Source organism: Pseudomonas sp. RW10S2, from assembly GCF_014268985.1.
GTDB classification, from domain to species: Bacteria; Pseudomonadota; Gammaproteobacteria; order Pseudomonadales; family Pseudomonadaceae; genus Aquipseudomonas; species Aquipseudomonas wayambapalatensis.
This window is the reverse complement of sequence record NZ_JABWRO010000179.1, coordinates 1-6,963: the sequence shown is the minus strand read 5'-3', so window position 1 is coordinate 6,963 and position 6,963 is coordinate 1. Positions and strand designations below refer to the sequence as shown.

9 protein-coding genes are annotated in these 6,963 nt (G+C 63.6%); 3 read left to right on the top strand and 6 right to left on the bottom strand.

Annotated features, from left to right (window positions below; genetic code table 11):
- Positions 1–88 precede the first annotated feature (88 nt).
- Complete coding sequence (locus HU729_RS24385) at positions 89–904, bottom strand: M48 family metallopeptidase (RefSeq protein ID WP_186711794.1); 816 nt, start codon at positions 902–904, stop codon at positions 89–91.
- Between the two features lie 155 nt (positions 905–1,059).
- Between HU729_RS24385 and HU729_RS24380 the strand changes: the two genes are divergently transcribed.
- Positions 1,060–3,165, top strand: a complete 2,106-nt coding sequence (locus HU729_RS24380; RefSeq protein ID WP_186711793.1) for a methyl-accepting chemotaxis protein — start codon at positions 1,060–1,062, stop codon at positions 3,163–3,165.
- Positions 3,166–3,223: 58 nt separating this feature from the next.
- Here the strand turns inward: HU729_RS24380 and HU729_RS24375 are convergent, their stop codons facing one another.
- The 3 genes from HU729_RS24375 to HU729_RS24365 are packed head-to-tail and all read right to left on the bottom strand — an operon-like array spanning position 3,224 to position 4,302.
- A complete protein-coding gene (locus HU729_RS24375) occupies positions 3,224–3,844 on the bottom strand; it encodes an SOS response-associated peptidase (protein ID WP_186711792.1) in 621 nt (206 codons plus the stop codon).
- Positions 3,845–3,856: 12 nt separating this feature from the next.
- On the bottom strand, positions 3,857–4,117 hold the full coding sequence (locus HU729_RS24370; protein WP_186667669.1) for a DUF2007 domain-containing protein: 261 nt from the start codon (positions 4,115–4,117) through the stop codon (positions 3,857–3,859).
- Positions 4,117–4,302 carry a CPXCG motif-containing cysteine-rich protein gene (locus HU729_RS24365; protein ID WP_186667668.1) on the bottom strand — a complete coding sequence of 62 codons (186 nt, stop codon included), beginning with the start codon at positions 4,300–4,302 and terminating at the stop codon, positions 4,117–4,119. Before HU729_RS24365 ends, HU729_RS24370 begins: the two co-directional genes overlap by 1 nt.
- A gap of 127 nt (positions 4,303–4,429) precedes the next feature.
- On the opposite strand from HU729_RS24365, the gene HU729_RS24360 reads away from it, so the two are divergent.
- A complete protein-coding gene (locus HU729_RS24360; protein ID WP_186667985.1) occupies positions 4,430–5,596 on the top strand; it encodes a 1-acyl-sn-glycerol-3-phosphate acyltransferase in 1,167 nt (388 codons plus the stop codon).
- 55 nt (positions 5,597–5,651) lie between these two features.
- Here HU729_RS24360 and HU729_RS24355 read toward each other — a convergent pair whose 3' ends face one another.
- The gene (locus HU729_RS24355; protein WP_186711791.1) at positions 5,652–6,062 is read right to left on the bottom strand and encodes a hypothetical protein; all 411 of its coding nucleotides are present in this window, start codon (positions 6,060–6,062) and stop codon (positions 5,652–5,654) included.
- Between the two features lie 87 nt (positions 6,063–6,149).
- On the bottom strand, positions 6,150–6,410 hold the full coding sequence (locus HU729_RS24350; protein ID WP_186667666.1) for a hypothetical protein: 261 nt from the start codon (positions 6,408–6,410) through the stop codon (positions 6,150–6,152).
- A gap of 157 nt (positions 6,411–6,567) precedes the next feature.
- Between HU729_RS24350 and HU729_RS24345 the strand changes: the two genes are divergently transcribed.
- Positions 6,568–6,774 carry a hypothetical protein gene (locus HU729_RS24345; RefSeq protein WP_054894589.1) on the top strand — a complete coding sequence of 69 codons (207 nt, stop codon included), beginning with the start codon at positions 6,568–6,570 and terminating at the stop codon, positions 6,772–6,774.
- Positions 6,775–6,963: the final 189 nt, after the last annotated feature.

Below are 6,963 nucleotides of genomic sequence, written 5' to 3'. Positions count from 1 at the left end.
GGTGATCGCGGGACGAGCCCGCTCCCACAGGAATTGCTCCAGCCGCGGGATAGTTGAACCAGACAACTACCCCACAGCGCAGAGCGCTTTACTTCTTCGCCGCCTGGTACAGCGGCATCACCTTCGGAATCGCCGCCTGCAGCGAAGCAATGCGGCTGGCCGAGGCCGGGTGGGTGCTCATGAACTCAGGCGGCGCGCCTTCGGAGGCCTTGCTCATCTTGTTCCACAAGGTGATCGCCGCATTCGGGTCATAACCGGCCCGTGCCGACAGTTCCAGGCCGATCAGGTCGGCCTCGTTCTCATTGGCCCGGCTGTTGGGCAGGGTCATGGAGTAGTTCACCACGGTGTCGGCCAGCGCCATGCTGTCCTGGCCAAGGCCGAAGATCGCACCGGCCCCCTGGCGCGCCATTTCGATACCGTAAGCCTTGGACATCGCCTCGCGACCATGCTCGCGCAGGGCGTGGGCGATTTCATGACCCATGACCGCAGCCAGCTCCGCGTCGGTGAGCTTGAGCTGATCGATCAGCCCGGTGTAGACGATGATCTTGCCACCCGGGCCGCAGTTGGCGTTGAGCTCGTCGCTCTTGATCACGTTGACTTCCCACTTCCATTGCGCGGCATCCGGCCGGAACTGCGGGGCCTGGGCAATCAGGCGGTCAGCGATGACCTGCACACGCTTGGCATCGACGCTGCTCTTGTCCAGCACGCCCTTGCTCGATGCTTCGCCCAGGGTCTGCTGGTACGACTGCGCATACATCTTGTTGACCTCATCGGTCGACAGCATGCTGAACATGTACTGCTTGCGCTCGACGCCAACCGCTCCGCCGCTGGTGGTATTGACCGCCTGGCAACCACCCAGCAGAACGCTGGCGCTCAACAGGCTGATCACGAAAGACTTACGCATGAAAACACTCCCTTTCTACATGCCGCGTATCCTAGGCCCACTCGCCTGACCCTGCCAGAGCCGCAGGGAAGATTTCTCTCATCCCCCCCTCATGCTTTCCCTCGACCACGCCGATAACAAAAGAAAACGACCTCCTTGCGTGGAGCTTTCCGGTAATGAAGTTCAAGTCGATCCAGTTTTCCGTGGCGGCCCTGGCCGGTGCCATTGTATTGAGCATTGTCGCGGCGCTGGTGCTGTACGCCGTGTACTCCGGGGCCCGCACCCAGGACCTGGTACAGCAGCGCACCCAGCAGCAGTTCGAAAGCGTGATCGAACAGCGTCTGTCGGCGCTGGCCCGCACCCAGGTCAGCGAGATCCAGCGTGGCCTGGAAGCGCCGCTGCTGATCAGCCGCAGCCTGGCCACGGTCAACGCCATGCTCGGCATGCAGGACGCCGACGGCAAACCGCTGATGCAAATCGACCGCGCCTACCTGAACAACCTGCTCAAGCGCACCGTGGAGGTCAACCCGACGGTGCTCGGTGCGTATCTGGGCTGGGAACCGAACGCACTGGATCACGCCGACATCAATGGCGAACGCTACCTGCCCTGGTGGTTCCGCAACGCCGACGGCAGCCTCGGCCAGGACCGCCTGGTGGACGTCAACGACCACACCGTGCTGTCGACCGGGGTACGCGCCAGTGAGTACTACCTATGCCCGAAGGAAACCAAGAAGGCCTGCGTGATCGACCCGGCGCCCTACAAGGTTGGCGACAAGATGGTGATGCTCGCCTCGTTCGTCGAGCCGATCATGGTCAACGGCCAGTTCCAGGGCATCGCCGGGGCCGACCTGTCGGTGAACTTCATCCAGGACCTGCTCAACGCCGCCGACCGCCAGCTGTACAACGGCGCTGGCGAACTGGCACTGGTGTCGAGCAATGGTCGCCTGGTCGCCTACACCAAGGACGCCTCCAAGTTCGGCGAAAAGGCCAGCGACGTGCTGGACCCTGCCGAAGCCGCAACCCTGGCCAGCATCAGCGGCGAAGACCTGCAATATAAAGTCGACACCGCCAAGGACCGTATCGAGCTGTTCCTGCCGTTCAAGGTCGCCAGCACCGACGCGCGCTGGGTCCTGCTGCTGGAAATGCCGCTGAGCACGGTCATGGCCGACGTCAACCAACTGCAGAAAGACCTTGGCGAGCAGCGCCGCACCGACATCGCCGGCATGACCCTGGTCGGCCTGGGCATCGCCGCCCTCGGCCTGCTGGTGATCTGGCTGCTGGCCCACGGCATTGCCCGTCCGCTGAAGCAGATGGTGGCGATGCTCGACGACATCGCCCAGGGCGAAGGCGACCTCACCCGCCGCCTGCAGAGCGATCGCGCCGACGAGCTGGGCGCCATTGCCAAAGGCTTCAACACCTTCCTCGCCAAGCTGCAGGCGATGATCAGCCAGGTGGTGACCTCGGTGCAGAAAGTCAGCGACTCCTCGGAGCACACTGCCGACATCGCCATCCGCACCAACCAGGGCGTGCACAAGCAGATGGCCGAGATCGACCAGGTAGCCACCGCCGTGCAGGAAATGACCGCCACCGCCCAGGACGTGGCACGCAATGCCACCCACGCCGCCCACGCAGCCAGCAACGCCGACCAGGCTGCCAACCAGGGCATGCAGATCGTGCGCGACACCTCGCAGTCGATCAGCGTCCTGGCCAGCGAGATCGGCCGCGCGGTGACCGTGGTGCAGACCCTGGCCCGCGACAGCGAGAACATCAATGCCATCCTGGTGACCATCCGCGCCATCGCCGAACAGACCAACCTGCTGGCGCTCAACGCCGCCATCGAGGCTGCCCGCGCCGGAGAGCAAGGGCGCGGCTTCGCCGTGGTTGCCGACGAGGTGCGCAACCTGGCGCAGAAGACCCAGCAGGCGACCCAGGAAATCCAGCAGATGATCCAGCAGTTGCAGCAGGGCACCCGCGATGTGGTCAAGGTAATGGAGGACAGCCAGGGCAAGACCGACGACAGCGTGCAGCAGGCCAGCCGCGCCGCCGAAGCGCTGGAGAGCATCACCCAGGCCGTGTCGGTGATCAACGACATGAACACCCAGATCGCCAGTGCCGCCGAACAGCAGAGCGCGGTGGCCGAGGATATCAACCGCAACGTCATCAACATCGGCCAGGTGGCCGGCGAAGTGGCCGGCGGGGCCGACGAATCGAGCCAGGCCAGTGCCGAGCTGACCAAGCTGGCCGAGCAGCAGCGGCGGTTGATCAATCAGTTCAGGGTTTGACTCACCCACCGTGTCGCTTTTTTCGCGGGCCCGTGGGGCGAAAAGCTCGACACCGACCTCAAGCCGGGGTCAGACACTCCGGCCCATCGAGCGTCGGATCGTTGACCAGATGCGCCAGCGCCCGCTCGCGCAACGCCGCTGGCGGGCTGGCCAGTAGTTCATGCAGCCGCGCCAGCGGTGTGTCGGGGTCCAGCCAGGCCGCCTGCCCGGCCTCGTCGAGGATCAGCGGCCGGCGCTGGTTCATCGCCGCCTGGGTGACCACCGCACAACTGAGCCACACCTGCTCCTGCACCGGATACACCTCCCATACCGCGGCATAGAACAACGACGCGCCCTCCCCCGGCGTCACCCAGTACGGGCGCTTGCGCGCCGTGCCGCGCCACTCGTAGAAACCGTTGGCCGGCATCAGGCAACGGCGCTGGCGAAAGGCTTCGCGAAACATCGGCTGCTCGGCGAGTGTCTCGGCGCGGGCATGGGCGGGGGTACGGGACAGGTCGGTGAGCCAGGCCGGGGTCAGGCCCCAGCGCGCCCTGGCCAGTTGCAACTGGCCGTCGAGTCGGCGCTGGATCAGCACCGAAGCCCCAGGCGAGATGTTCCATTGGGCCTGCTGGTCGGCGGGAAACCCGGGCAGGGCGGCAAAAGCCTGGGACCAGCGAAAGAGGGCGTAACGTCCACACATAAGACAGCAAACCTAGCAGATCAGGGTACCGGGGATACTCTCCGGCTCGTCCCCGGCAAGGGGCTGGGCAGCATTGTACTCATCGATCAGCTGCCGTGCGTACCCGGCCTGCTCATCGGCCACCGCCAGGGCCAGCAGGCCCTGCATCGGCAGATCGCCCATGGCACCGACCAGATCGCCGCCGATCAGGTGCACCTCGACGCCTTCGCTGGCCAACATGCCTACCAGCATCTGCGCCTCCATCAGGCTTTCCGGTTCGTAGATCCGACGCATCAGGCATCGTCCTCGCGGCGCACTTCGAGCATCCATTCGTCACCATGCACCTGCAGGATGAACACGATGGGCTGGCAGCACACCTGGCAGTCCTCGGTATAGAGCTGGTCGCCAGCGGAAATATCGACCGTGGTCTCCACACGCTCACCGCAATAAGGGCAGTCATAAAAGTCGATTTCGAGCATCGGGGGCCTGCGCAGTGACTTATGCGTATAATTGCCGGTCTGTTTACGGGGTCCGTGTGTGTCCGAGCCGTTTTTTTCGGCCCCGCCCCTACTTTATTACTCTAGCCGTTTCCAACAAGAGAGCATGATGGGCGAATTCGATGCCATCCGACCTTACGACGACGCTGAAGTGCCTGCCGTTCTGGCGCGCCTGCTCAGCGACCCGGCATTCCTCGATATCCTCACCCACTTCCGCTTCCCGCGTATCGCAGGCGCCTTCGGCTGGCTGCTCAAGCCGCTGATCGCCCGGCGCCTGCGCAAGGAGTTCGCTGGCGTGACCAGCGTCTCGACCCTGCAGGACAAGGTCGAATACTACGTCGACCGCACCATCGACCGTGCCACCGACGGGGTCACCTACACCGGCGTCGAGCAGCTCAAGTCGGGCAGTGCCTACCTGTTCCTGGCCAATCACCGCGACATCGTCATGGACCCGGCGTTCGTCAACTATGCGGTCTATCACGCTGGCCTGCCGACGCCACGTATCGCCATCGGCGACAACCTGCTGCAAAAGCCGTTCGTCAGCGACATGATGCGTCTGAACAAGAGCTTCATCGTGCACCGCTCGATCAGCGGTCGTCGCGAGAAGCTTGCGGCATACCAGTTGCTGTCGGCCTACATCAACCACTCCATCCGCAGCGACGGCGCCTCGATCTGGATCGCCCAGGCCGAAGGCCGCGCCAAGGATGGTGACGATCGCACCGATTCGGCGATCCTCAAGATGTTCCACATGAGCCGCAAGGACGAGCCGTTCGGCGCCGTGATCCAGAGCCTGAACCTGATCCCGGTGTCGATCAGCTACGAATACGACCCGTGCGACCAGGCCAAGGCCCGCGAGCTGTACATCCGCGCCACCACCGGCACCTACAAGAAAGTGCCTGGCGAAGACGACAACAGCATCGCCCAGGGCATCACCGGCTACAAAGGCCGGGTGCACATCAACTTCGCACCGCCAGTGACCGAGTACCACGAGGACACCAAGCAACTGGCCCAGGCCATCGACCGGCAGATTCTCGGCGGCTACCGGCTGTTCCCGGTGCACTACCTGGCCTACGCGATGTGGGACGGGCAGGACGCGGCGCTGGAAGTACCCGCTGCAGAGAAGGTGTTTGCGGCCGAGGAACTGGCACGGGCCAAGGAGGAGTGGCAGCGCCGCCTGGAAGCCTGCCCTGCGGAGCACCGGCCGTATCTGGTGCAGCAGTATGCGACGCCAGTGCGCAACCAGTATCAGGTGAAGGTGCAGGCCGAGGCGGTCTGAGCCTGGTGCAAGCGCCGGTTCGTAGTGGGACCGGCGATTGCACAGCTGATGTTCGCTACACGACGGTGAGATCGAAATCAGCTTCCAGAGCATCCGAACCACTGCCAGGGTTCAGCCCCAGTACCCCTTTAAGACGTCGGTTGTCGACAAACTCGCTGATCTGCAGTGTTCCTGAGTGGACGGGAACATTTTCGCCAAGCCCCACAACACCGACCGTGGTCACATGCGCCTGACCAGCAGACAGGCTGGTGGTGCCCGGCGCAAACACATTGGCGTTGGTCCACTTGAACACCAGCTTGAGCGGTTTGCCACCGGGCCGCGGCTGCACGGCGGAGAATGACTTCTGGTCAAACTTCAGTTCGCCGGTCATCTCATATGGCGTCCCCTTGACGGTCAGAACGACCTTTCCGGTCGCCTTGGCCTTCTTCAGGACGTCCGCATCAAACGCTTCGCTTGAACGCGACATGTTGCCTCCTTGAGATGGTTGACACGCCGATCCAACGTACGTGCACGCATCACAAGCGACAACTGGCAGAATTGACAGGTAGGCAGTTCAGATCCAGGTACTGAACCACGACAGCAACAACGCCATCGCCAAGCACGAGAAGCCCAGGATGTAGTAGTAGCGCGGTACACGCAGGTCGAACGCATCGACCAGCCCTTCCTCGCCAGCCAGGCTTTCACGCGCATCGCTCTGGCGACGCCGCGCACTGTGCAGCAGCAGGCCGCCCGGGCAGGTGATGAACAGCGCCAGGACATTGATCAGCTTGGCGGGATGGGCGGCCAGGAACCCCCAGAGGACTTGCAGGGACATCGCGCAACCTCGTAACGACGATAAGCAAAGCCCGGCATTCTACCCAAGCCTGACCCACCCTCTCGTTTTTTGCGACCAAGTGTCACTAAATTTCATCTGTCACACGCTCGTCATCCAGACAGGCCACCCTGTCGGCCTTTGCAGACCGGAGCTTGTCATGCTGCACGCCGAAAACCAGGACCGTCTCTACCTCGTCTCGCAGAGCGACGAGCAGCAGGCGCTGATCGACGGGTTCGCGATCAATGTCCACGACCAGCGCTGGCTGGTGTATTGCGCCCTGGGCGGACACGCGCACCAGGACCTGCCGGAAGTGGATCAAGACACCGGGCTGAGTGTGCTGGACTTTGGAATCGAGGCGGCTTGACCTGCCCGCTCGTGCGATTGGTGGGAGCGGGCTTGCCCGCGAAAAAGACATCGCGGTGCCTGGCACCGGCGAAGCCGGTGTTCGCGGGCAAGCCCGCTCCTACAGAGAAGTGACCCCCGGTGCCGCACCAACCAGGGTTTGAGTGAGCCTCAGCCCTGGTCCAGCCAAAGAAAAACCCCCCCCCCCCCC

Excerpts from the sequence above, each read along its gene's own strand:
- HU729_RS24360 (WP_186667985.1), top strand. The coding sequence starts at position 4,430 with ATGGGCGAATTCGATGCCATCCGACCTTACGACGACGCTGAAGTGCCT.
- HU729_RS24365 (WP_186667668.1), bottom strand. The coding sequence starts at position 4,302 with ATGCTCGAAATCGACTTTTATGACTGCCCTTATTGCGGTGAGCGTGTG.
- HU729_RS24370 (WP_186667669.1), bottom strand. The coding sequence starts at position 4,117 with ATGCGTCGGATCTACGAACCGGAAAGCCTGATGGAGGCGCAGATGCTG.
- HU729_RS24380 (WP_186711793.1), top strand. The coding sequence starts at position 1,060 with ATGAAGTTCAAGTCGATCCAGTTTTCCGTGGCGGCCCTGGCCGGTGCC.
- HU729_RS24350 (WP_186667666.1), bottom strand. The coding sequence starts at position 6,410 with ATGTCCCTGCAAGTCCTCTGGGGGTTCCTGGCCGCCCATCCCGCCAAG.
- HU729_RS24355 (WP_186711791.1), bottom strand. The coding sequence starts at position 6,062 with ATGTCGCGTTCAAGCGAAGCGTTTGATGCGGACGTCCTGAAGAAGGCC.
- HU729_RS24375 (WP_186711792.1), bottom strand. The coding sequence starts at position 3,844 with ATGTGTGGACGTTACGCCCTCTTTCGCTGGTCCCAGGCTTTTGCCGCC.
- HU729_RS24345 (WP_054894589.1), top strand. The coding sequence starts at position 6,568 with ATGCTGCACGCCGAAAACCAGGACCGTCTCTACCTCGTCTCGCAGAGC.
- HU729_RS24385 (WP_186711794.1), bottom strand. The coding sequence starts at position 904 with ATGCGTAAGTCTTTCGTGATCAGCCTGTTGAGCGCCAGCGTTCTGCTG.